A 23,847-nucleotide genomic window follows, 5' to 3' on the forward strand; every position below is an offset into this window, starting at 1 on the left:
CATGAGTGACAAACCGACCAGACACCTGCTGGGGCTGTCCGGCGGAAAGGATAGTGCAGCGCTTGCAATCTACATGCGCGACAAGATTCCGGATATGGAATATTTCTTTGCGGATACCGGAGCAGAGTTGCCGGAAACTATCGAGTTCATCGAGCGCATGGAGGACTATTTGGGGCGCAAGGTTGTCCGGATTAATGCGGGCAAAGACTTTGATTACTATCTGAAGCTACACGACAACTTCCTGCCTGCCGTGGATCAGCGATGGTGTACGGTCAATCTCAAGATTAAGCCGTTCGAGCGATTTGTCGGGGAGGATCAGGCCATCAGCTATGTTGGGATTCGCGCGGACGAGCCAGAAAGAAAAGGGTATATATCACGAAAGCCAAACATAACAGCGCGCTTCCCGTTCAGGGAAGATGGACTGGCCAAGAAAGACATTCTCAAGATATTGGAAGACGCAGGAGTCGGACTCCCGGATTACTATAAATGGCGAAGTCGGTCCGGCTGTTATTTTTGCTTTTTCCAGCAGAAGCATGAGTGGTTAGGGCTCTATCGCGAACACCCCGATCTATTTGAGCTTGCAAAGGCATACGAGAAGTACGATGAGGAAACCGGGGAACGGTATACCTGGTCTCAACGGGAATCTCTAGACGAGTTGATTGCGCGGGCCGCAGAGATTTCGGAGCGACCACGCAAGAAAGAAGCATCAAACTGGACCGAACTGATCGCCGAGGAGGAAGGCGACGGTTGTCCATACTGCTTCAAGTGAGCTCGGGGGCACCACTGAAGGTCGAATCTAGGAGCGGCTGAAGAAGTCGGAGAACGCTATCATGGCAATGATTAACACACAGACGTTTGCGCTAACCAAACAAAGGCTCATCACCGCCCTTGCCCTTATTCCAAAGCAACCCGACGCTTTTACTGCGAGCCGGATGCGTGAGACTCGGGTCCAATTCATATCAGGAAAAAATGTACTAGACTCGATCAAGGGATGGTTGCTTGCTGCAAATGTTGTGGTAAGCGAGCGGACCCAGTATTTCTTGACCGACTACGGGAAACGACTTCTGTTAAACGATCCAAGAATGGAAAATACCGGCTCATGGTGGAGCCTTCATCTTGCCATCTGTTTTTCTGAGCGATGCGATCCGTATCGATCACTCTTTTATATACTGGGAGAAAGTTCGGATTATGTAACGGTTGATGATGCGCTCTTCTTGAAACTAGCGGCGATTTTTGCGGAGCAAGCAGAACTTGTTAAACCCAGTACGATAGAGAGTAATCTCGACGGAGTGTTACGGATGTTTATGGGCGATAGTCCTCTTTCCGACCCTGGACTCATTGATATCATAAAGACAGGCAGCAAGAAACGCTTACGTCTTGCGGAACCAAATGTTCCTGAACAAGCGCTTGTTCACGCCCTGGCCCTAGCCCGTCATAAGCATTTTCCGACGCGTTCAACAGTACACTTTCGGGAATTAGTCGACCTTCGACTCCAACACTTTCTTTGCTTATCCATGACTGACTTGAAAGAACGCCTTCGGGATCTAGGAAGATCGGCGGCCTGGCAGCACCACTTCGAGTTCCTCGAAGGACAAGGCTTAGATTCGGTCCGCTTTGGCGAGCGACTAAATCCAAATCATACCCTGCTTAACCTGTTGCAGGAATCGAAAGACACCTGGATCTAACGGGGAAAAAAATGGACCGAAAGCAACTGAACGAGGCGCTGCGAGCGTTCTTTGCCGCCCACCAGACGGTACGCTACCAAGGCGTTGTTATCGCAGTAAAGTCGCAGGATGATTTCTCGGTAGTGCGCAGCCAGATCGAAGCTATCCTTTTGGAACACGATGTCTGGGAGACACCTGGCGAAGGCACTGCACCCGATATCCCATGCGTACGGCGCAATTTTTTTGATGCCGTGTTCCTGCCGCGCAAACGGGGGCTAGTCATCTTCTCACCGAAGGATTGGATGCTTGACTGGTCCGAGCAAGATGAGGCCACCTTCTGGACCGGGATCGCTGATGCCTTCGGTCGACACGAGATCGTGATTATGACCGTGGCCACGCCTCCCGTCATTGCTCAGTTGCGGGTAAGTCTTGCGGAGCACGAACTGGGTCGACTGCCTTTTTCGATTTGGCTCTCCCGTCACCAATCGATTGATCATCTGCAAGGGGTTTTATCATGACCAGGCTGTGCGACATCGTTAATGTAGATGCTTCCCGCCGCGATGCTGCAATCCGCCTTGACGATGGACTTTCCGGTCGCGCCCGTGCGCTAGTAGATGCGTTCACGCCTACCCACTCATCTATCGGAATTCTTTCCCACCTGCAAAAAGCAGTGCTGGCGAATGCCCAGAAAGAGTGGCGGGCGATGATCTGGCATGGAGTCTATGGTTCCGGCAAGAGCCATTTGGGTGTGCTTGTCGGAGAGTTAGTGCGCAATGGAACTGGCACTGACGCCATGATGGGATTTCTGGATCGACTAACGAGTCAGGGTGAGTCCCGACTGTGTGAGTCGATCAAGACGACATTTCACCCGCTCGGCAATCCTGACTCCCGGCCGTATCTGGTCGTAACGCTCTATGGGTCGCCAGCACCAACCTTGCAGCATGCGCTGCTGGAGGGTCTCTACCGTGCGCTTAGCGATACGGATGGACTCGACCCACAAGCAATAATGCCGAAGACTGAGTTTGCCGCAGCCCTTGAACGACTCGCGACCATCTTAGAGCATGAGCCGGGGTATCGATCTAAGCCCCTCGCCGACTGGGATGTCCGTGGGGCTGCTTTCAATTTGGACGAGATGGAAACCCAACTCCGCTCGTTCGATCCGGAGGCGCTTGAAACGTTCAAGGTCTGGCATCCTAAAGTCTCTGCCGGCGCCCAGTTTGACCCGCAGGCATTGGGTGGAAAAGCTGTTAGTGACGCCTTTTTGGAAGCCGCTGCGACCCTGAGTCGTGCGCATGGCTATAACGGTATCGCGGTCATTTGGGACGAGTTCGGCTATGCGCTGGAAAATCTGATCAATCAGCCACAGCGCAATCCGGTGAAGGAGATCTTTGAGCTGCAGAAATTTGTTGAGACGGTCTGTGCCCCACCCAAGGCTCATACCCTGTTCATCGCTTTAACTCACAAATCATTGGGTGAGTACGGTGCAAGTACGCAGGCAGGTATCGAGGTAAAGAATCGACTGTTGACGATTGAGGGGCGCTTCGGCGATTTTCCGGTGGCGCTGAAATCATCGGAGACGGAGGGTTATCATCTCCTGAGCACTCTGATCACACCGACCGATCTTGGGGTAACTCTTTTAGAGCAGGCCCGTCCACGCGCCTGGAGCCTCGCCCAAGTGTGTGCCAGGATGCCCTTGTTTTCGAGCCTCGCCAAAGATGTCGAGCATATTGTGACCGGATGCTATCCGCTGCACCCAGTAACCGCTGCCGGGCTCTTTGCGATCGCCGCCCATGCTAAATATACGCAGGCAAATCGGACGGTCTTCACCTTCTTCCAGAACCTCCAAGCGGCAACGTCTGGCACTGCCTTAGAACAACCAATTGCCTCGGATACGCTTTATGGATCTGAACTGATCCGTTTACCGACACTTCTGGCGGTATATCGGAAGGACGTGTTCGAGGAGTACCCTGGTCTTGCCGATGCCTACAACCACGCGGTTGCGGCGGTCGCGCAGGGGTTTCCGGATTCGCAGGCAACGAAGCGGGACATCCTTACCGTGCTGTTGCTAGCCCGGGCACTCGGTGAACACTTCCAACCAACGGAGGCGTTCCTCGCAACCACCCTCTTTGACGCAGAGTCGGAGCCGCTGGTTCTCAAACAAGAACTTGAGACTCTTCGTCGTGCTGAATTGATTTGGCGAAGAGATACGGATATCCCAGTGTGGGAACTGGAGGCCGAGAGTGGTACCCAGATCGAGCCGTTGATCGAGCAGGAGTTAAAACAACTGACGCCGAATAATCTCTTCGGCTACCTACACGAGCACCCCGATCTATTGCAAGACCTCTTTCCGCAGTGCGGAATTCATGACTGTGACCCGTCTCCAGCGGGTATCATACGGTCATTCGAGGTTCGACTGGTCGCCGACTTGACAGAGAAATCGCCGGTAGCCAGCGATGAGCGATTGTCAGCATTGGTTGAAATCCTAATATTAGAAGATACGCGGCAGGCAGCGCCAGCCATTAACCGTTGCGACGAACTCCCAGAACCAACGACACTGACCTATCTTTGGATACCCAAACGCGGCCTTGCCGAGCTGATCGAACCGCTTCGCCGCTATCTGGTCATAGATAGATTGTTGCAGCAGCAAGCCGCTGGTGAAGGGTTGGCGCGCCGGCTGCGCAACGAATGGGATAAGACCCGTCGGCTACTACATCGGGAGATCAAGGAAAGGCTAGGGCGAATAGCATTAGAGCGCGGGGATACGGTGATCAAGCGGCTCGGCGATCCCGACGAAGTAGTGGACGTTACAAGCTGGCATAGCTTTACCGAATATCTCACCACGCGGGTGCAGGCACGCTACCCAAAAGAGGTCAAGGTAAGGACGATGAACGTCAATCGCCTGTATAATCCGGAGAATTATAAGATAAAGAGGACCGAAAAGCTTATCCACGGCATCCTTCATTTCGATGAGCAGGCCGCAAATCTACGAAGTGACCTCTTTGGGGAAAACGATGGCAGTGAGGTCGCTGCATTGATCGACGGGACCTTGGGCACCTATAGCAACGCGCTACTTATCGAGCGCGCCGACGGTTGGCACCTGAAGACTCCGAGCGAGGCCGATGGATCGGTGGGGGACTTGTTGTCGCTGATCCACGATACGGTACTTGACAAACGCCGGAAAATTTGTGAGTTATCGCTGTTGCGTTCTGCGCTCATTGCGCCTCCCTACGGACTCCCGACTGCCGTCATGCCAATTTTTACGGCCGTCGCTATTCGCAAAGATGCCACCCGATTGAAATGGGTCAACCAATCCGGAGCCTTCGAGTCACTTCTTTGGGACGCTTTTACCCATGGCAGTGCGATGAAGCTACGTTTCGATACATTTAAAGCTGCACAGCTTCAAGTCTTGAACGCTTTGCATCATGTCCTGCGAATGGCGCCGCCGATCTCAAGCGATTTGGACGAACAGGCGCGCGAAACGATCGCGGGACTACGATCCTACTATGGCGGATTACCTGACGCGGTAAGAGTCTCCGGCAAGTTGACCGAAATTGCACGTAGCCTTTTGCAGAAGCTTAAACAGCCCGGATTAGACTCTCAGGACATTGCGGATTGTCTGCTGGGTATTTCAAAAGGTGCAAAGGATGACGAGGAGATACGCGCGGTATTGCGAGAACTGTTCGATTCCATCGACTCCATCAAAGACGAGCGAACGGCGGCGGTGCTTCAAGTCATTGCCCCTGCCTTGAGGGAGCCGGAGCAAAAGCGCCGCATTTTCGAGGCCGTCAAGCTCCAGGGGAAGCCAGCACTTGCACAAGCACTGGAGCGGGCCGATCAAGGGGAAGCGGAGGGGTTGTCTGAGGTCGTTCGTATTATCGCCGATAAAGACCTAAATCAATGCAGTGACATTGAGATTGGCCGTTTGAGCGGGGATCTCCAGCGGCTACTTGAACAAGCCGCTAAGCCTGAGCTCCCGCCCCTCTCTCCACCTTTCAGGCAGGCGGAAGATGTGGAGGCGACAGATGCCCAGACAGGCCCTATCGTTTCGTTACTTTTTCGACGGGAGCAGAGTGCGGAAGAAACCTTCAAGCAGGAACTGGGTGCATTAATCTTCCGTTACGAAAAAATGTTGGATTCTGCGTGCCTGACGGCGATCCTCATGAGCCATCTTGACAAACTCGGCAGCGCCGCAACTGCCGATTGTTCACTGGCGTAGGTTTCGTTATGGCCGTACGCATCGTAGTGGACGATCATGGGTTGTACCAGGGTCAGGATGCCGAAAAGGTACTGTCCTCGGACGTAAACCAGATCTATGCCGTACGCGAGCGCATTCGTCATTGCCTCGGCGCTGCAGAGCTTCAGTCTTTGGTCCTGTGCATGTCCTCGGCGATTTTCCGTCGTTTTGCAGACTTGGAGGGGCAGCCGGGCCTGGATGTAGAGCGAGTGTCCCCCCGACGGACATTGCGCGAGCGCCTAGGTTGCGCCGCACCGTCTTGGTTGAATGACGAGCTTGCGGGAGCGCTCCGGTCAATTAGGGGCGACTACCGGGTAGCTGATGAAGGGGCCGACCCGGCTGACCGGGTCTTGGGTCTGCTGGACCCAGCACTGGTGCAGTCAGCCGACCTATCAGCGATGCTTGCGGCCCTGTCCCGGCAGCAGGCGGGGGCTCAGGCTATACTCAGTGTCCCCCAGATAAGGGAACGGCTCAGTGGACGATTAGATGCGTGCGGAATGACCGCCACGACCGAATTTCTGGCGATGCTGATCGACAACTCGACAGTCCCCGCAGACGTTTTTCGTACGCTTGCCTTGGCCTCAGTGCGCGAACACTTGGATAAACTGTGCTCACGCGACGATTTGACCTTGGATTTCGCCTTGCCGCCCCGGCTGTGCTCCAAGGCACTGGTTCAGCAACTTCCACCGCTGCCGCTGGCGGAACCCGACGCGGCGCCCTATCCGGATTATCTGCGACGCCTGTTAATCGCGGCGGAGCGCCGGACCCATGGTGGTGGGCTTGAGGTCCATGCGCTCGCGGAATATGCCCTGCAAGACTGGCCGGGGCTGTTGGAGTGTTTTCAGACCCTGTTCGAGCAGAACCCCGGGATTGCCAGTGAGCCATTGATCATGGCCCTACGGAACCTGGGCGGGGTGACCGCGATGGGTCTGGCTTCCCGAATGCAGGAGTATCTGAATCACTCTCATTGTGAGCCGCTGTCTGCGGACGCCTGCGTGAATGATGTGTTGCGCTGGAGTGCGCGGTACTTTCGCTATGCTATCGGGGCCTTTGAGCGGCACGCTGAGCCGGATGATGCGATCGGGAGAAGTTTCGCACGCTGGGTTGTTGCTCAACAGAATCGAATCATTCAGTCGGAGTATGATTGGCGCGTTGTCGCGCGGACGGTGGACGAGGAACTTAGCGCCGGAAATCTGGTTATCCTCTGTGTCATTGACGCCTTGGGCGCGATCCATATGGATCTAGTGGAATTGGAGCTACGCCAGCGGCTAGTGGATCAGAGTGCACCCATCATCAAACCGCTTTTCGCACCTTTACCGACCATCACCGAGATCGGCAAGATCGGCGTCTTGACCGGCCGGGACAGGCCGACTCCGTCAACGGGTTACGAGAGTGCCTTGCGGGAGCGCTTCGCCGACCATCTCAGCGCGCCGGGGGCGCTCCAGATCGTCAAGAGCTGGAGAGACTTTCGCCAGGCGCTCAGCCCGCAGACGCGGCTGTTGGTGTGTCTGGACAATCGGGTGGACGACGACCTGCACCAATGCACCGAGTTTCGTCTGCATCGCGAGCGGGTGCGCACAGTTGCGGCTCAGCTTGCCGATCTGATCGCTGGTTGGCTGCTCGATGCGGCCCGCTTTGGCGTCAAGGCGACAATCCTGATCACGGCTGATCATGGCGCCACCAAGGTCTCGCGCAGCAGTGTGCCGTTGCCCGGTGCGGTGCCGATTGAACGGCGGCTACTACAGGTCTCCGCGGCCCCTGAGCCGGTGCCGGAAGGCTATGCCTATGTGGCGGCCGGTAGTCAGGCCGGCGGTTGGTTGATTCCCCATGGTCGGGTGTCGTTCGGATCGACCGCGAACTTGCTGCACGGGGGCCTGACTCCAGAGGAAGTGTTGATCCCCTTTATCCTGATCGCCCAAGGCGCTGCTCAGTCTCTATTCGCGCTGCATCTAACCCCGGCCGAGGCTCGCTGTCATGCAGCGACCAAGGGCTGGCACGCAACGCTCTGCCTAATGAACTCAGCAAATGAGACCTTTTTCAATCTCAAGGCCGTGGCCAAGTACCCCTTTGCCGGAGAGAGTCAAGCAATCGCTCGTCTTAATCCTTACGAGACTGAACCTCGGATCATCCTCAATCTGACGGCCAGCATCGAGCAGCAGGGTAAGACACGTGTTCCCTTCGATCTGCGTTATCAGCCTGGCGATGGGGCTCCATTCCAGACCCTGGCGTTTGAATTGGACCTGGAGTTGGGTGTACACCTGATCGAGAGTACCATGGCAGCGAGCGATTTCAATAATTTCTTTGACCTTTAACACCGGGTACGAGTGAGCATGGCAATTATTACTGATTTGGATCGTAAGATTGTCGAGTTGCTCGGCGATCTGACGATCGATAAGGAGCGAGTACGTAATCTCCATATACGCGAGGCACGGACGGTAACGACGTTTGTTGAGGAGTGGCTGGTGTCACGCTATGAAGGGCCGGAAAAAAATGACCAGGCCGTTTATCATGAGATAACCGCTTTTATGACGCAACACTTGCCAACAAAGACCGAGAAGGAGGGGCTGAAAAATCGCATTGTCAACGGTGACTCCGTCGTTGTTCTTGATCGCTTCACCGTCCGTGTCGATGTGTCCAAGGGTAAGCGTTTTGTCCACATCCCCTGCTTAGACGAGAGCAAGGCCGAGGCCAGCAATGTCCTTCTCGATGAGCATCCCGGACTTTTGAGCGGCGGCCAGTGGGGCGCTGGCCGGCTTATGTTGCGGCAAGACGGTAAAGACCGCAATGTAATTGAGCTGATCGAGTTCCGGCCCATGCAGTCCGGCCAGATCCGGTTACAGGCTCTCGTCGATGCACGCCAAGGTTTTAGCACTGCGGAGTGGCTAGGGGTCCTGATTCGCACAATGGGCTATGAACCGGAAGCCTACAACGAGGATCAACGACGGAATATCGTATTGCGGCTGCTCCCCTTGGTGCAGAAAAACTTAAACATGATGGAGTTGGCCCCCAAGGGTACCGGTAAGTCATTCGTCTTTTCCAATCTGAGTCGCCATGTCTGGCTCAACAGCGGCGGAGCTTTGACCAGGGCGCAGCTCTTCAAGAATTTGAGTACCCAGGAGGAGGGTTTGCTTGCCCGCTTTGATCTGTTGGTGCTGGATGAGGGCCAGTCCATCGAGTTTAAGGGGGAGAGTGATATTCATGCTAAATTCAAGGACTATCTGGAATCCGGCCATTACACCATCGGCCATGACAAGATTACCAGCGAGTGCGGCCTAATGGTTCTAGCAAATATCGAGTTGGACTACAGCGGATTGCCAATGCGGCCCGATTTCATCCGCCAGTTGCCCGAGATGTTCCATGATGATGCCCTGCTCGATCGCTTTCATGGGATCGTTGCCGGGTGGAAGATCCCGCGCATCACCAATGCCCATTTTGCCCAGGGTCCGGGCATCAAGGCCGATGTTTTCGGCGAATATGCGCACCAGATCCGTACGGCCAGCAGTACGCTTTTCCCGTATGGTCAGGTCCCGTCGATGCAGGGCGATACCCGCGACTCCAAGGCCATCGAGCGACTGGCTCGCGCCCTGTCACGGTTGTTCATGTTGAATCCGGAGCACCCCGACTACGAAGAATATGTACTCAAGCCCGCCATCGGTCTGCGCGAGCGCGTAAGGACTCAGCTTGCGGCTTTGAATCCGAGTGAATTTTCGCCCCAGGTCAAGATCAAGGTTGCCGGTCATTGACCGTGCCCTTTGCTCGATTTCGAGGACTTCCGGCAGACCGGGCGCAGTGTGACCGGCCTGGACTACCAAGTCTGGAAGTTCGGTCCGGTGCCGGTTGAGGGGTAGCACCGAATTCCACCCGCGCTCTTCGCGCCCAACACGCCCGCGAGCCCGCCGACCATCAGTGCATCGGGCTCGTCCCTGTCAGCGAGTGTCCCGGGCAAAGTCCTGCGCCACCTGTTGTCCTGACCGGGTCAGACGGTATTGCTGTCTGGGACTCTTCGGCGTATCGGGGTGTGTCTGTTCCAGCCAACCGGCGGCGAGCGCCGGTTGCATTGCGTACCTCCTGGATCTCGCGGGGTGGGGTAATCACCCGCTTGCCCTCCATGGTCGCGGTGATCTGTCGCTCGCTCAAAGTATTGCCTTCAATCGCCAACGAGCCCTGAATGGTACGGATACGATTGATACGCCGCAGTCGCAGGGCGGCGGCGGACTCACCCGCCTGGGTATGATGGCCGACCCGCTCGGAGATGTCGGCGATGAGCGCGACGATGGCGGGGGTGATCGCGAAGGGCGGTGCTTAGGGGGCGACCATGGGCTTCGACTCAACCCCGCGTTGCGCAACCATTGTCAAGCCCTTGGATCAGATCGGGCTTTACTGTACCGTGCAGTACATCTCCAGTACCGCCGTTGAGAGGGGCGATGGCCACCGCCAAGACCACCACGTTGACCTTCCGCATCGAACCCGGCCTGAAGGAGGCGCTACGTACGGCCGCCGCCCGCGAGCATCGCTCCATTGCCAACATGGTGGAGGTGCTGATCCGCGACCATTGCGGGCGCCACGGGATTGTGATCCCCGAGCAGGGCCGGCTGTTCGATGACAGCGGGAAACCCGCAAGCTGACCCCTGAAGTGAAGAAGTTCGCCGACGATGTCGGGGCCGAAGCGGGCGAGTTCTTCACTCCGCCAGAGGTCGTGGACAGGGCGAGTGATCGGGCGCGGGATGCCGCCAACCGGGCAGAGATCGAAAAACTAGCGCTCGCGCAGGAGTTATTCTGCGGAGCTGTTCGCAGTGAACCGAAAAAAAAGACTTCGATTGGGCTCATTCCGCAATCTTGGGACCTGAGATCAGTCAATACGGTTGTAACGAATTTCGAGTACGGCCTGTCACTACCCCCATGAACACTCAGGAGCTCACCGCCCTGCTCGACCGTCTGCGCGCCGAGCCGCACGAGGGCGAATGGCTGGAATTCAAGGCCAATCGCTTCGAGCCGCGCGCGCTGGGTGAGTATCTCTCCGCCTTGGCGAATTCAGCCTGCCTGCTGGGCAAGCCACGGGCCTATCTGGTCTTCGGCATCGAGGACGGCACCCATGCCGTGGTCGGCACGACCTTCGATCCAGCGGCGGAGACGGTCAAGGACCGGGATGGCCGGGGCAACCAGTTGCTGCCGCTGTGGCTGTCTGTGCATCTGCAACCCAACACCGGCTATGAGATTCACTCGTTCGACTATCAGGGTCGGCGGGTGTTGCTGTTCGAGATCCACCCCGCCTATGACCGCCCCGTCGAATTCGACGGGACGGCCTATATCCGCGATGGCTCCAGCAAGACGGAGCTGCGCAAGTATCCGCAGAAGGCACGTCAGATATGGAACCGCCGGGTGGACTGGAGCGCCGAGGTCTGTGAGCGCGCGACCCTCGATGACCTGGACCCGGACGCTATCGCCAAGGCGCGCTTTGAATACAAAACCAAGTTTCCCGCCAAGTCCGCCGAGGTGGACGCTTGGGATCCCCCGGTGTTTCTTAATAAGACCAAGTTGGCGATCCGAGGCGGGCTGACCCACGCCGCCCTGCTGTTGCTGGGGCGGGAGGAATCGAGCCCCCTGCTGGCACCGGCCGTGGCGCGGATGAGCTGGATACTCAAGAACGATCGAAACGAGGAATTGGGCTACGAGCATTTTGGCCCGCCTTTCCTGCTCAACGTGGATCGGATGCTGGCGCGCATCCGCAACCTCACCGTGCGCGAACTCCCGGACGGCACCCTGTTCCCGGTGGAGATGTCGCAATATGACCCCTGGGTGATCCGCGAGGCGCTGCATAACTGCATCGCCCATCAGGATTATGGTTTGCGGGGCCGCATCAACATCGTCGAGACGCCGGACGCACTGATCCTGAGCAATGTCGGGTCTTTCCTGCCGGGCAATGTGGAGGCGGTAATCCAGCAGGATGCCCCGCTGGAGGTTTACCGTAACGGCTTGTTGGCGGAGGTGATGGTCAATCTGAACATGATCGACACCCAGGGTGGCGGCATCAAGCGCATGTTCATTAAGCAGCGCAACCGCTTCTTTCCCCTACCGGATTACGACCTCTCCGCCCCGGAGCGCGTCAAGGTGGCGCTTCAGGGGCGGATTCTGGACGCGCGCTACACCCGGCTGTTGATGGCAAATACCGATTTCGATCTGTGCACCATCATGCTACTGGACAAGGTGCAGAAACGCCGGCCGATCACCGCCGAGGAGCATCGTTTGCTCAAGGCCGGTAACCTGGTGGAAGGCCGCTATCCGAACACGGTGGTCGCCGGCAAGGTGGCCGCGGCGGTCGGCGAGAAGGCGAGACATATCCGGGATCGGGGATTTGATCGAAAATACTATGAAGACCTGATCTTGGCCTTGGTGAAAGAACACCAACCGGTGACGCGAGAGGACATCGACCGGCTTTTACTGGACAAGCTTCCGGAAGTGTTGGACGACGGGCAAAAGGAGAACCGCATCCACAATCTGCTCGGGAAACTGGCCAAGCAGGGGCAAATCCGCAACGCGGGTAGTCGCAGATGTCCACGCTGGGTTTTGATAAGTTCCAGCCCTTAGCTCGACGGAACACCTTGCATTTATCAATTAGGCACGCCTATCTTGCGGAAAAACAAAAAGACTTCTTTTGATAGAGCGGCTAGATAGCGCGGTTTCTCGACACCGCAATCAAGAAATCAAACAAGATAGGACCGTCCGATGAGCGAATCCGGCTACGTCGAACTCCCCGTCATCGCCTGGCTCTCCGGCCACGACATCCCGTTGGTGATCGCCGAGTACAAGAGCTATGTCAGCAGCGGCAAGGACTGGACCGAGGCGGTGCACCAACGGCACCGTTATCAGCGCCAGGCACCGCTGATGCTGGCGCCAAATGTGTTCAGTGTGGCTGCGGATGAGGACGCCTTGCGCTACGGCACCGTGCATGGAGGTCAGCAAGCCCGACGAGGTGGTACGCACCCGGCGAGCCCAAGTGGCCGGAATCTTGATCAAGCCCGGCAACAGCCATCCGTTCAATGAGCGCCGCCGCGATGTCCTCGCCGTGACAACGTCGCGGCACGCGCTCCCATCGGGATCAGGCCGCGCCGATCACCCCGCCGTCCTCGCGGGTGATGACGATGGTCCCCGAGCGCGGTCGTGCTCCGCGGTCGGGCCAACTGCTCACCGCCGTCGGGTCTTCACTGGTTCCACCCTCGCCCGGATGCTGGATATTCACGAACAGGGCACGGTTGTCGGGTGTCGAGGTGACGCCCGTGACCTCGCAGCCCCTGGGACCGGTCAGGAAGCGACGCGTCTCGCCGGTCAATGGGTCCGCGCAGAGCATCTGATTGGTTCCGATCCGCTCGTTCACGCCACCCTCGGCATAGCTTGACTCACTGGTGGTGGCATCGGTTTGAATCCACAGCCGACCGGTCGAGTCGAACCAGAGTCCGTCCGGGCTATTGTACTCATCGCCGAGGATGTTGCCCTTGAGCTTGTCGACGCTTTGCGCCCGGTCACCGGCCAGGGCGAAGATGTCCCAGGTGAAGGTGAGCGCGGTGTTGTCTGCGCCGGCCTCGTGCCAGCGAATGATATGACCGTAGACGTTACCCGAGCCGAACCCCTCGCCGGCGTCACCGCCGCGCGGGTTGGCCGTGTCTATCGGGGGTCGAGCCGAGCCCGCGTTGGTCGTCGGGGTGTTGACCGATTCCGGGGTGCGGCCGCGGTTGCTGTTGTTGGTGAGAGTGCAATACACGGTCGAGCGTTTAAACGGATGGGCGCTGATCCACTCCGGCCGATCCATCATGGTCGCACCCGCCAGATCCGCTGCCTGGCGGGTACGAATACAGATCTCCGCCTGGGTCCAGCCCGCCAACGCGGGATTGTCGGGTGTCAGCTCGAGCCACTCACCGCTGCCATCCTCATGGAAACGGGCCACATAGAGGGTCCCCTCGTCGAGCAGGTCCATGTTGGCGCGACGCTGATTCGGGTCGAAGCGCCCCTTGGTGACGAACTTATAGATGTACTCATTACGCTCATCATCACCGGTATAGACGACCACGTGGCCATCAGGGGCGACCACCAGTTCGGCGTTCTCGTGCTTGACGCGCCCCAAGGCGGTCCGTTTCTTGGGCGTGCCACGCCGATTGAAGGGATCGATCTCGACCACATAGCCGAAGCGATGCGGTTCGTTGGGATTGAGATCGGCACGGAAGCGCGCGTCGACCTCATGCCACCGGTACCCGACACCTTCCTGAGTAATGCCATAGCGGGATTGGCCGGCGAGGATTTCGAGTTTTTGATCTTCACCCGGAACGCTTTCGACATCGCCGGTGGGGTTGGCGAAATAGCCGTTCCAGTTTTCCTCACAGGTCAGATAGGTCCCCCAAGGGGTGCGTCCACTCGCGCAGTTGTTCAGCGTGCCCAGTACCGAGGTGCCGGTCGGGTCGGCGGCGGTTTGCAGCAGCGGGTGGCCGGCCGCGGGACCCGACAGCAGCATCGGGGTGTTGCCGTGGATCCGGCGGGCAAAGCGTGACGGACGCTTCACTTCCCAACCGCCCGTGAGTCGATCGACCCCGATCTCGATGACGCTCACGCCATGCGCATGCTGGGATTTTCGGGCCTTTTCCAGCGACCAGTTCTCCATGCCATCGGGAAACAGGAGCTCCTGATCGTTATACTCATGGTTCACGCACAGGAGGCCGCGATAGCCCCGTCCCTTCTGCGGGAATGCGAAGAACTTCATGCCGTCGTGGTGGTCACCCGACTGCAGCGTCTGCTCCTCGGCGGTATTACTGGCATCGTCCTTCCAGGCCGGCGCGCCCGGTGGCTGGTCGAGCGCCCCGATCGGATCACCCCAGGCGTAAAGCACCTGGTAGGTGTAACCGGGCGGCAGACGCACATCGTCGAGCAGACCCGCGGCGAGCGTGTTGGCTGGAATCCCGTCGAAGCCGATGCCGCCAAAGTCGGGGCGAGGTGGGATCGAGGTATCGTATGCACGCGCTTCACGCAGACCTCCCGGAACAGGGATCCCGAGAAAACCCAGTGCCGCGGCGCCCAATCCACCGATCAGGAGTTGCCGACGTTTCATATTGACCGCGACGATCTCATTGAGATGGCGGTTACCGCTGACATTACTGACGCTATCTTCTTCATTGGACGAGCGCATGACAATCCCCCTGCGTGATCGTGACAGCCTTGACTGATGTTGGCGGGAATGGCGCGGCAACACGTGCTGCGATCCCGCGTCAGGGCACAGTCTAATGTCTGATCATTACAGTCGGATTAAGGCCGGGGGCGTCGCGATCGGTGTCGGACGAGACCCGAATCCGTCGCCTGGTGATGTATCGCCGTCGGACGAGATAACCGGATGTAGGGGCGGGTTTCAAACCCGCCTCTACGCCAGGGTCGGTCCGTATATCAGGTACGAAGGCGATCAATGCGGTCGATGTCACCAACTGCGCTTGTGCGCCGGCGCTCATGGTTGCGGTTCTTTGGTGTGCCAGCTCTTCGCGTTGGCCCGCTGTTCCTCGGCTTGGGCTTGTTTTTTTGCTTTCTGCGAACGCAATTGCGCCTCCCGCTGCGCCTGCCCGGTCTTTGCTTGCGCCGCGCGCGTAACGGATTCAGCCTCCAAGGCATCTTTCCTGGCGCGGCGCTCGATGTCGGCCGTCCGGGGGCGGCGTCCGCTAAGGAGGTCGCGCTCTCGACGCAGTTGCGCTTGCTGCTCAAGTAGCGTGGCGAGTTCTTCGCGTGCCCATCGCTTGCGGATCGGTGAGGCGTTGCCCCCCAAGTCGTCGCGCAGATTCCGTTCACCGCGCGCCAAGGTGCGCAGTTGTTCCTTGATGTCTTGCAGCCTGGCGTGATGATCCGGGTTTGCCGCATCGCGCCGCGATGTCGTGTATCGGCCCCGGCTGGCCCGTTCCTTCTCCAGCCGTTTGACCTGCTCGATGGCGGAGTAGGGGTTGTCGTCGGTCCTCCGGCTGGAGGCTCCCCGAGCGGGTTGGCTCTGGATATCCAACTCGTCCGTGGCGAAGTCGGCGGGGCAGGGTTCGTCCGAGAATCCGACCTCCCCCGCCGCGTTGGTGCATCGGTAGATCGCGGCGATGGCCGGGTTGGGGCTGCTCAAGGCGGCGATGCCGATGCCGATGCCGAGTGTCAATATCAGAGACATTGATGAAAGGGGCTTTGCCATGATCCAGGTCCTTGTTGCGTTGTGACATTGCCAATCGCATTAACGATAGCAGGCCGCCGTGAGACCGGCGTCGCAGGATCGGCAATCGGTCCGGCTGCCGGGTTCCTTGCATCTTGATCGTCGTCAGGTGTGACCGGGCTTGCCCGCCATTTGCATCCGGGCTACATTCGAACCCTTATCGTACCTGGGGCGGTTGGTTTTCCGCCTTGTCGCGGCCGGCGGCCGCACGGCCCGCGGCTGCACACGCAGCCACCGCCGGGTCTCACCGAAACATGATGCGTACTGCATGTCCACCACTGACACCATTACAGAAACACAGAAGATCCGGGGCGACGCCCTGGCCAAAGACGTTCGCCAGGCGGTTGCCGCGCGTGCCGCGGTGCTGACGGCAACCGGTTTCAAGCCGAAGATGGCGGTGATCCTTGCCTCTGATGATCCGGCGTCGCTCAGCTATTCGCAATCGAAGCAGCGCACCGCCGCCCAACTGGGTATCGAACTTGACATCCATGACCTGGGCAGCGACACCACACAGGAGCGCTTGGAGGAGACCTGTCGGGCGCTGTCGCGGGATGTGACGGTGCACGGCATTCTGTTGGAGCTGCCGCTCGCCCCGCACCTTCACGGCGACCGGGCACTGGACCTGATCGCGCCGGCCAAAGACATCGACGGCATGACCGCCTACAGCATGGGTCTGATCACCACCGGACGGGAGGACGAGGCGCTGACCTCGGCGACGGCGCAGGCCTGCATCATGCTCGCGGAGACGCGCGGCTCGGTGGCCGGCAAGCAGGTAGCCGTCATCGGGCGCGGGCGCACCGTCGGCCGGCCCCTGGCCAGCATGCTGGTGAATCGCCATGCCACGGTGACCGTGTGCCACAGCCGCACCCGCGATCTCGCGGCGGTGCTGGCGGATTGTGAGCTGGTATTCGTGGCCATCGGCCGGGCCCATCAGATCGGGCGCGCGCAGGTGCGGGCGGGCCAGATCCTCATCGATGCGGGCATCAATTATCTGAACGGCAAGCTGGTCGGAGACCTGGACGCGGCCGCGGTGGAGGGCCTCGCCGCGGCGCTGACGCCGGTTCCCGGCGGTGTCGGGCCGCTGACCTCCGCGCTGATCTTTCAAAATCTGATCCGCGCGGCCGAGAGACAACAGACTGATCCGACGACGCGATGAACACTCCAATCACCGATTCAACCGCTGTGACCGACACCCTCTGGACGCAGTCGCTGCAGGACTTTTTATCCGCCACCGCGAGTGCCCAGCCCACGCCCGGCGGCGGCAGTGTCGCCGGTGTGACCGCGGCTTGCGGCCTGGGTCTGGTGGTGATGGCCCTGGAGATCTCCGGCAAGCGCAAGGACGCGGCACGGCCCGCGGAGATCACTGCACTGCTGGCCGAATCACGCCCGGTGATGGCGCAGATCGCCGCTGCGGCGGATGCGGATATCGCGGCCTTCCGGGCCTACATGGCGGCACTCAAGTTGCCGAAGGACACGGATGATAAGAAACGGCAGCGCGCCGAGTCCCTGCAGGCCGCGGTTATCCGCGCGACTGAATCACCGCTGCAGGCGGCACGGTTCATGGTCGCGGCGCTGCACCTGGCGACCCGTGCCCTGCCGCTCACGCATCCCCATGTGCTGAGCGATGTCGGGGCCGGCGCCGGCATCCTGGAGGGCGCGCTCAAGGCCGTGCTCTACAATGTGGACATCAATCTTCCCGGCTTGCGGGATGCCGCATTCCAATCGGCTTGCGGCACGGCCCGTGTCCAACTGGCCGAGGAAGGTTCCCGGCTCGCGGCTGAGGTGCTGGCAACCGTTTCGCGCGGTCTGGGCGGCCCGGCCTGAGTCTTACCCATGCCCACCGTCATCGACCCACCCGCCGCCACCGACAACGCGGTGCAGCGCATCCTGCTCGAAGGTGTCTCCTGGCAGCGCTTCGAACAGTTGTCCGCCTGCTTCGAGGACAGCCGTGCGGTCCGCCTCACGTACCTGGATGGGAGCCTGGAGCTCATGTCGCCGATCGGGCCAGAGCACGAAACGCGCAAGATGAGCATCGGCTATCTCCTCGAGGCCTATCTGACCGCGCACGGGATCCGCTTCTATGGCCGCGGCGGCTTCACCCTGAAGCAGCCCGGCCGGGCCGCCGGTGAGCCGGACCAGTCCTACTGCATCGGCTCCGACAAGTCACTGCCGGATCTCGTCATCGAGGTCGTCGTCACCCACGAGGCGCTCAGCAAGCTCCCGCTTTATCAGGGGTTGGGGATCCTGGAGGTCTGGCTCTGGCGCAACGGCGATCTGGAGGTCCATGTACTGGAACCCGACGGCTACCGCCGCGACACCCGCAGCCGACTGCTGCCGGATCTGGATCTGGCCCTGCTCGCCGCCCATGCGCGGATGCCGGACCAATACGACGCGGTGCAGGCGTTTCGGCGCTTGATCGTTTAGGCGAGATACTCCGCCTTGGTAAAGTCGTAACTGAGTTCCGCGCTCGGTAACTGGAGGTAATTGCCCTGCAGGAAATCCGGGCGGCAGTTCCAGACGCGCGCGATGGTTTCCGGGTCCTCGATGCCGGCGGCGATGACCGCGGACCCCAGGTCGCGCAAGTCGCGGACGATCCTGGCCAGCACGCCCTGTTCAGAGTTCGTCAGGGTATGGGTGGAGAGTTTGACCAGGGAGACCGCGAACTCCGCCAGGATCTCCCGTTCGGCTGGGTTGCCGGAGCAGTCGGCGATACAGACCTGGACCCCGTATTTGCGCAGGTTGGCCATCAAGGGCCTGGCCGTGTCCAGGTCGCGCACGATTTCGCTCATCCGCAGCGCCAGCAGCGGCCGTAAGCGGATCAGGTTGCGCTGGACGATCTGGTCGCGGAACCACTGGAGCCACTGGGGGGCGGCGACCGCGGTCAGCGTCTGATGGACGAGCAGCCGCAGCCGCGGGTGCGCGACCCGCTGGACGTCCATCACGTCCATCGCGCGCTGCATCACCCAACGGTCAATCGCCGGCATGAGACCGGTCCGTTCGGCCACGGGCAGGAAGTCGTGGGGTGGTATGTGCTCGCCGTCCGGGGCGCGCAGCCGCAACTGGACCTCGTAGAGTTCACCGGCGTCCTGGCCCAGCGACAGGATGGGTTGGAACAGCAGCATCAGCCCCTGGCGGGCAATGGCGCCTTCAAGCAGGGTGCGGATTTGGGCATCCGCCTGCGCGGGTTGCCCCGGGGTGACCGCCGGCTCCCAGAACTGCACCCGATTCCCGCCGGCCGCCTGCGCGGCCATGGCGGCCTTCTGCCCGCGCGAGAGCATGGTCAGCGCATCGTCCGCCGCGGGCGCAAAGCGTCCGATGCCGATGCTGACCGTTGTCTGGTGCTCCGCGGCCTCCGCCGCCGACCCGGTGCGGCCCGCCGATCCGGAGTCGGCGAGCAGGTGGCGCAGCCGCTCGGCCAGGTCGACCAGCGCGCGCGCATCATCGCGCTTGGCCAGCAAGGCATAGCTGAAGTCCCCCAGCCGCGTGGCGCATTCCTCGGGGGTCATACGGTTGCTGAGTTCGACCTCCAGGCGGCGCGACAGTCGATCCGTCCCATCGAAACCGAGCCGATCCAGGGTCTCTTGCGGCGAGTCGATCTCGATCAGCAAGAGCCCGCCCTCACCCGTGGTCCCGCAGGAGCGGACACAGCGATCCAGGTGCCGCATGAATTGGTCGGGCTGGAGCAGCCCGGCGGCGGCATCCCGGCGACTGACCGCCAGCCGGCGCTCGCGCAGCCAGCGGGCCATGCGGATGCGGTGTTCGATCGAGTCGATCAGCAGTTTGCGCTGGATCGGTTTGGCGAGAAAGCTGTCGCCGCCCACGCGCAAGGCGTCCATCTGCCGGTCAAGGTCCAGTTCCGACGACAGAAAGATGATGGGCAGATCCAGGAACTCGTCCTGATCACGGATGATCGCCGTGAGCTCGTCGCCGTTGGCGTCCGGCATGTAGAGATCCATCAACACCAGATCCGGTCGGAAAGAGCGGATCGCGTCCAGAACCTTGAGCGGCTCGCCGACCACCCGTGATTCGATGTTGGCGTTGGTGAGCAGCAGGGCGACATACTTGGCCTGGGCCGGGTCATCCTCGACCACCAGTACACGGTAACGGCCGGCGTCGCCGATGCCGCTGAGTTGCAGCACCCGCTGGGCCAGATCCCCGGCCGCGACCGGGGCCAAGTAGACGCCCTGGGCACCGGCCCGCATGGCCTGCAGGCGCGTCTCGATGGCCTCCCGCGCGGCGATGCACAGGAGTTCCGGACGTTGCTCCGCGTTGGCCAGCAGGCCGTTGAGAAAGGGTTCCAGGGTCGTGCCGGTCGGCACCTTGTCCATTTCCAGGATCAGCACGGCCGGGGCGGTCTGCGCGGTCGCCGCGGCCAGGGCGTCCGGGGCGGCGAAGATCCGCAGCGTCAGTCCCTTCTGGTTGAGGAGCGAACTCAGGTCGAGGCACAGCGCCGTATCGTCACCCAGGTAGTAAACGTGGTTTTTGGGTATCCGGTGCGTCATGGGAGTCAGCATCTCGTGAACCTCGATGCAGTCTGCTTGGTTTCCCAGGGCCGAAACGTGCATGCACGCCGGCCTCCCTGCTGTCGCCGACCGACTCGCCGCGGTTCCTTCGCTGTGTCTGCGGACGCGCGGCGGCTGTCAGCGCGTGCTTAAGGTAGCACGTCCGGGCCTTTGGCTTGCGTTCCGGTCGCACCCGCGGGCCTGCCCGGTCGTGTATCAGTATCACGGTGGTTGAAATCTGCCGACGATTTCTATAGGTTTCCCGATTGAAACCTGCTGGGGGTGTCCGAACCGAGTGTCGGGCTGAGAGAGTCCCTTTGAACCTGATCCGGATCATGCCGGCGCAGGAAAGCAGGCGAACCCTCGCCGGAACCCCGCGTCGCCGCGGTCCCGCCGCCGCCTGTTCGCTGCCGCTTTCCGTCCCGCCGGCCTCTGGCCGATCGATCAGCCCCGACGCTGGTTCCCGGAATTTGAACAACCAGCGCCCCAGCGCGCCCGCTTGCATCGCGAGGACATCACATGAGCGCCATCCCGAAAACATTCGTCCAGAAAACCGCGCAGTTGTCGGACGAGGTCACCCAGCCCTTCCCAGGGTCCCGCAAAGTGTATGTCCAGGGGTCGCGGCCGGACCTGCGCGTGCCCCTGCGCGAGGTCAGCCTCACCCCCACCCAGACTAGCCAGGGGATCGAAGAAAACCCGCCGGTGTTCATCTACGACACCTCCGGGCCCTACACGGACCCGACCGTCCACATCGACCTGATGGCCGGCCTGCCGGACCTGCGCTCGGCCTGGATTGAGGAGCGCGGCGACACGCAGCGCCTGGCCGGCCCCAGTTCCGAGTTCGGGCGCCGCCGTCAGGGGGACGCGGGTCTGGCGCATCTGCGTTTTGCGCACCTGCGCACGCCTCGCCGCGCCAAGCCGGGCGGGAATGTCTCCCAGATGCATTATGCACGGGCGGGGATCATCACCCCCGAGATGGAATACGTCGCGATTCGCGAGAACATGCGCCTGGATACATTGCGCGGCGACCCGCGTTATGCCAAGGTCTTGCGCCAGCACCGCGGTCACTCGTTCGGCGCCAGTCTGCCGGAGACCATCACCCCCGAATTCGTGCGTGCCGAGGTCGCCCGCGGTCGCGCCATCATCCCGGCCAACATCAATCATCCGGAATTGGAGCCCATGATCATCGGGCGCAACTTCCGGGTGAAGATCAATACCAATATCGGCAACTCCGCGGTCACCTCCGGAATCGAGGACGAAGTCGAAAAGATGGTCTGGTCGGCCCGCTGGGGCGGCGATACCCTGATGGATCTCTCGACGGGTAAGAACATCCACGAAACCCGCGAGTGGATTCTGCGTAATGCCCCCATGCCGATCGGCACAGTACCGATCTATCAGGCGCTGGAGAAGGTCGACGGCAAGGCCGAGGAACTCACCTGGGAAATGTTCCGCGACACCCTCATCGAACAGGCCGAGCAGGGCGTGGATTATTTCACCATTCATGCCGGAGTCCTGCTGCGCTATGTGCCGCTGACCGCGGATCGGGTGACCGGCATCGTCTCGCGCGGCGGGTCCATTCTGGCCAAGTGGTGTCTGGCGCACCATCGGGAGAACTTCCTCTACACCCATTTCGAAGACATCTGCGAGATCATGAAAGCCTATGATGTCGCTTTCAGCTTGGGTGATGGATTGCGCCCGGGGTCCATTGCCGACGCCAATGACGCCGCCCAGTTCGCCGAACTGGAGACCCTGGGCGAATTGACCAAGGTCGCCTGGGATCATGATGTGCAAGTCATGATCGAAGGCCCGGGCCATGTGCCGCTGCAGATGATCCAGGAGAATATGGAGAAGGAGCTGATCGAGTGCTACGAGGCGCCCTTCTATACACTCGGGCCTCTGATCACCGACATCGCCCCCGCCTATGATCACATCACTTCCGGCATCGGCGCCGCCAACATCGGCTGGTACGGCACCGCTATGCTCTGCTATGTCACGCCCAAGGAGCACCTGGGTCTGCCCACCAAGCAGGACGTGCGCGACGGCATCGTCACCTACAAGATCGCCGCCCATGGTGCGGATCTCGCCAAGGGCTTGCCGGGCGCCCAGATTCGCGACAATGCGCTGTCCAAGGCGCGCTTTGAATTCCGCTGGGACGATCAATTCAATCTCTCGCTCGACCCCGAGCGGGCGCGCGAATATCACGATCAGACCATGCCCCATGACTCCCACAAGGTCGCCCATTTCTGCTCCATGTGCGGCCCGCACTTCTGCTCCATGAAGATCACCCAGGACGTGCGCGACTATGCCCAGGCACACCGGTTAGACAACGTCGAGATCGCGATCGAGGAAGGCATGAAGGAAAAGGCGGAGGAGTTCCGCAAGGAGGGGGCGCGGATCTACCAGGAGGTTTGACGAGGCAGACGGGTTTTCCTTCGCTTGGGATCAACCGACAATAGGCAGCAGCCCATGTCCAGCACCGCCGAAGACCTGATCCACCGTCACCGCTATACGGTGGAGGATTATTACCGTATGGGCGAGGTCGGCATCCTCGCACCGGATGCGCGGGTCGAACTGATTGACGGGGAGGTGATCGAGATGCCGCCGATTGGAGCGCCGCATGCGAGTATCGTGACCGATCTGCAGACGGCACTGGTGCGGGCGGTGGGGGATGCCGCGGTTGTGCGCGTGCAGAACCCCATTCAGTTGGGCCGACACGACGAGCCCCAACCCGACATCGCCCTCGTCAGGCCGCCGGCCTCCAAGTACCGCCGGCGCCACCCGGCGCCCGCGGATATCTTGCTGCTGATCGAGGTTGCCGACACCACGCTGCGCTACGATCGCGACGTAAAGATCCACGTCTATGGCCGGGCCGGTATTCCCGAGGCGTGGCTATTGGATGTCAATGCCCGTACCATCAGGTGTTACCGCGCACCAAGTCACACCGGATACCTGGAATCGGAGCCCGTGACCGATGTAACGGCGGTGAGGGTTCCCGGCTTGGAGTCAGTCCATCTCGATCTCTCGCGTCTGCTGTAGGGTGCGGCGACGAAGGGACATTGGCGGCGAATGCTCCCGACCGCGGAGTCTGGAAAGAACCTATCTCACGCCAAGTCGCCAAGCACGCCAAGAATCGCGCAATTCTGCGGTGCTCCCCGGTCACTCCGCGAGCGCCTCCGGTTTCGCTATTGCCTTGAAGACCCTTGGCGTCTTGGCGCCTTGGCGTGAGCCATTCCGGGT

Annotated in this window: 20 protein-coding genes and 1 riboswitch; of the genes, 16 read left to right on the forward strand and 4 right to left on the reverse strand. The window is 60.4% G+C overall.

Annotated elements, in window-relative coordinates; all coding sequences use genetic code 11:
• Position 1 precedes the first annotated feature (1 nt).
• The 7 genes from A39O_RS32980 to A39O_RS43130 all read left to right on the forward strand — a co-directional run bounded on the left by A39O_RS32980 (position 2) and on the right by A39O_RS43130 (position 9,746).
• On the forward strand, positions 2-769 hold the full coding sequence (locus A39O_RS32980) for a phosphoadenosine phosphosulfate reductase family protein (protein ID WP_020504540.1): 768 nt from the start codon (positions 2-4) through the stop codon (positions 767-769).
• Positions 770-830: 61 nt separating this feature from the next.
• Positions 831-1,685: a DUF4007 family protein gene (locus A39O_RS38240; RefSeq protein ID WP_083924616.1), complete on the forward strand. Its 855-nt coding sequence runs from the start codon at positions 831-833 to the stop codon at positions 1,683-1,685.
• A gap of 11 nt (positions 1,686-1,696) precedes the next feature.
• On the forward strand, positions 1,697-2,182 hold the full coding sequence (locus tag A39O_RS0110120; protein ID WP_020504541.1) for a hypothetical protein: 486 nt from the start codon (positions 1,697-1,699) through the stop codon (positions 2,180-2,182).
• A complete protein-coding gene (locus tag A39O_RS0110125) occupies positions 2,179-5,880 on the forward strand; it encodes a hypothetical protein (protein WP_020504542.1) in 3,702 nt (1,233 codons plus the stop codon). Before A39O_RS0110120 ends, A39O_RS0110125 begins: the two co-directional genes overlap by 4 nt.
• A 515-nt stretch (positions 5,881-6,395) precedes the next feature.
• Complete coding sequence (locus A39O_RS0110130; protein ID WP_020504543.1) at positions 6,396-8,210, forward strand: hypothetical protein; 1,815 nt, start codon at positions 6,396-6,398, stop codon at positions 8,208-8,210.
• A gap of 18 nt (positions 8,211-8,228) precedes the next feature.
• A complete protein-coding gene (gene brxL, locus A39O_RS0110135; protein WP_020504544.1) occupies positions 8,229-9,641 on the forward strand; it encodes a BREX system Lon protease-like protein BrxL in 1,413 nt (470 codons plus the stop codon).
• A 9-nt stretch (positions 9,642-9,650) separates the two neighbouring features.
• Positions 9,651-9,746, forward strand: a complete 96-nt coding sequence (locus tag A39O_RS43130) for a type II toxin-antitoxin system antitoxin SocA domain-containing protein (protein WP_020504545.1) — start codon at positions 9,651-9,653, stop codon at positions 9,744-9,746.
• 78 nt (positions 9,747-9,824) lie between these two features.
• Here A39O_RS43130 and A39O_RS43520 read toward each other — a convergent pair whose 3' ends face one another.
• Entirely contained in the window at positions 9,825-9,956 is a 132-nt protein-coding gene (locus tag A39O_RS43520; protein ID WP_407635632.1) for a Fic family protein, read from the reverse strand.
• 366 nt (positions 9,957-10,322) lie between these two features.
• Between A39O_RS43520 and A39O_RS0110145 the strand changes: the two genes are divergently transcribed.
• The 4 genes from A39O_RS0110145 to A39O_RS0110160 all read left to right on the forward strand — a co-directional run bounded on the left by A39O_RS0110145 (position 10,323) and on the right by A39O_RS0110160 (position 12,939).
• Positions 10,323-10,523, forward strand: coding sequence for a hypothetical protein (locus A39O_RS0110145; protein WP_020504546.1), 201 nt, complete (start codon positions 10,323-10,325; stop codon positions 10,521-10,523).
• Between the two features lie 8 nt (positions 10,524-10,531).
• Positions 10,532-10,801 carry a type I restriction-modification system subunit M gene (locus A39O_RS0110150; protein ID WP_020504547.1) on the forward strand — a complete coding sequence of 90 codons (270 nt, stop codon included), beginning with the start codon at positions 10,532-10,534 and terminating at the stop codon, positions 10,799-10,801.
• Entirely contained in the window at positions 10,798-12,483 is a 1,686-nt protein-coding gene (locus A39O_RS0110155) for an RNA-binding domain-containing protein (RefSeq protein ID WP_020504548.1), read from the forward strand. Before A39O_RS0110150 ends, A39O_RS0110155 begins: the two co-directional genes overlap by 4 nt.
• 138 nt (positions 12,484-12,621) lie before the next feature.
• Entirely contained in the window at positions 12,622-12,939 is a 318-nt protein-coding gene (locus A39O_RS0110160; RefSeq protein WP_020504549.1) for a type I restriction endonuclease, read from the forward strand.
• Positions 12,940-12,994: 55 nt separating this feature from the next.
• Here the strand turns inward: A39O_RS0110160 and A39O_RS0110165 are convergent, their stop codons facing one another.
• Positions 12,995-15,067 carry a PhoX family protein gene (locus tag A39O_RS0110165; protein ID WP_020504550.1) on the reverse strand — a complete coding sequence of 691 codons (2,073 nt, stop codon included), beginning with the start codon at positions 15,065-15,067 and terminating at the stop codon, positions 12,995-12,997.
• 309 nt (positions 15,068-15,376) lie between these two features.
• Positions 15,377-16,069 carry a DUF4124 domain-containing protein gene (locus A39O_RS0110170; RefSeq protein WP_026199296.1) on the reverse strand — a complete coding sequence of 231 codons (693 nt, stop codon included), beginning with the start codon at positions 16,067-16,069 and terminating at the stop codon, positions 15,377-15,379.
• A 307-nt stretch (positions 16,070-16,376) separates the two neighbouring features.
• Between A39O_RS0110170 and A39O_RS0110175 the strand changes: the two genes are divergently transcribed.
• Genes A39O_RS0110175 through A39O_RS0110185 form a run of 3 tightly spaced genes read left to right on the forward strand, consistent with a single transcriptional unit; the run spans position 16,377 to position 18,532 of the window.
• Positions 16,377-17,264 (forward strand): bifunctional 5,10-methylenetetrahydrofolate dehydrogenase/5,10-methenyltetrahydrofolate cyclohydrolase, encoded by an 888-nt coding sequence (locus A39O_RS0110175; protein ID WP_020504551.1) that lies wholly within the window; start codon positions 16,377-16,379, stop codon positions 17,262-17,264.
• A complete protein-coding gene (locus A39O_RS32985) occupies positions 17,261-17,932 on the forward strand; it encodes a cyclodeaminase/cyclohydrolase family protein (protein ID WP_020504552.1) in 672 nt (223 codons plus the stop codon). The genes A39O_RS0110175 and A39O_RS32985 overlap by 4 nt, the downstream gene beginning before the upstream one ends.
• Before the next feature lie 9 nt (positions 17,933-17,941).
• Positions 17,942-18,532, forward strand: a complete 591-nt coding sequence (locus tag A39O_RS0110185) for a Uma2 family endonuclease (protein ID WP_020504553.1) — start codon at positions 17,942-17,944, stop codon at positions 18,530-18,532.
• Here A39O_RS0110185 and A39O_RS0110190 read toward each other — a convergent pair.
• Positions 18,529-20,673, reverse strand: a complete 2,145-nt coding sequence (locus A39O_RS0110190; protein ID WP_245561858.1) for an EAL domain-containing protein — start codon at positions 20,671-20,673, stop codon at positions 18,529-18,531. The genes A39O_RS0110185 and A39O_RS0110190 overlap by 4 nt on opposite strands.
• 205 nt (positions 20,674-20,878) lie before the next feature.
• Positions 20,879-20,977, forward strand: a riboswitch (TPP riboswitch).
• A gap of 152 nt (positions 20,978-21,129) precedes the next feature.
• Between A39O_RS0110190 and thiC the strand changes: the two genes are divergently transcribed.
• Positions 21,130-23,022: a phosphomethylpyrimidine synthase ThiC gene (thiC, locus tag A39O_RS0110195; protein ID WP_020504555.1), complete on the forward strand. Its 1,893-nt coding sequence runs from the start codon at positions 21,130-21,132 to the stop codon at positions 23,020-23,022.
• A gap of 54 nt (positions 23,023-23,076) precedes the next feature.
• Positions 23,077-23,646, forward strand: a complete 570-nt coding sequence (locus tag A39O_RS0110200; RefSeq protein WP_020504556.1) for a Uma2 family endonuclease — start codon at positions 23,077-23,079, stop codon at positions 23,644-23,646.
• Positions 23,647-23,847: the final 201 nt, after the last annotated feature.

The sequence above is a fragment of the Lamprocystis purpurea DSM 4197 genome (assembly GCF_000379525.1).
GTDB lineage: Bacteria > Pseudomonadota > Gammaproteobacteria > Chromatiales > Chromatiaceae > Thiodictyon > Thiodictyon purpureum.